This window comes from Psychromarinibacter sediminicola (assembly GCF_029168335.1).
Taxonomy (GTDB): domain Bacteria; phylum Pseudomonadota; class Alphaproteobacteria; order Rhodobacterales; family Rhodobacteraceae; genus Psychromarinibacter; species Psychromarinibacter sediminicola.
The window spans coordinates 1-403 of record NZ_JARGYC010000244.1 but is presented as its reverse complement, the minus strand read 5'-3'; the positions used below and the strand labels follow the sequence as shown (position 1 = coordinate 403).

General features: G+C 62.3%; 1 protein-coding gene. It reads right to left on the bottom strand.

Annotated features, from left to right (window positions below; genetic code table 11):
• Positions 1–160: 160 nt before the first annotated feature.
• Positions 161–403, bottom strand: a 243-nt coding sequence (locus P1J78_RS25200) for a hypothetical protein (protein ID WP_275570111.1), incomplete at its 5' end; no start/stop codon positions are given.

Genomic DNA, 403 nt, shown 5'->3' with positions numbered 1-403 from the left:
TGGATCGGGAAATAGGACACGGCCCAGCCCGTCAGCCCGCGTTCGACCAGGGCGGCTTTGACCTTCTCGTCCCGTGTATCCTCGTCCCAGTCCGACCGGACGAAAGCGATCAGGCTGTCGTTGTCGCCACGCGCCGCTTCCAGGCGCTCCACTCTGCGTTTCATCTTGCTGTCTCCATCATTGCCCGTTTGAGCATGGCTTCGGTAATCGGCTCCTTGTGCGCACGTGCGATGGCAATTTCCTCGTCGCGACCGGCAAGGAACTGCTCCAGGTCGTCATCGGTCAGGTCTTGCGGCTCGCCAGCAGGTGCATTCGCCGCAAATGCCCTTACGAGGAAGGCCCCTTCGGATTCACCGTCTGCCCGGTTGAATACCCCTGCCGGGGTGATCGCCTGCCCACAGAG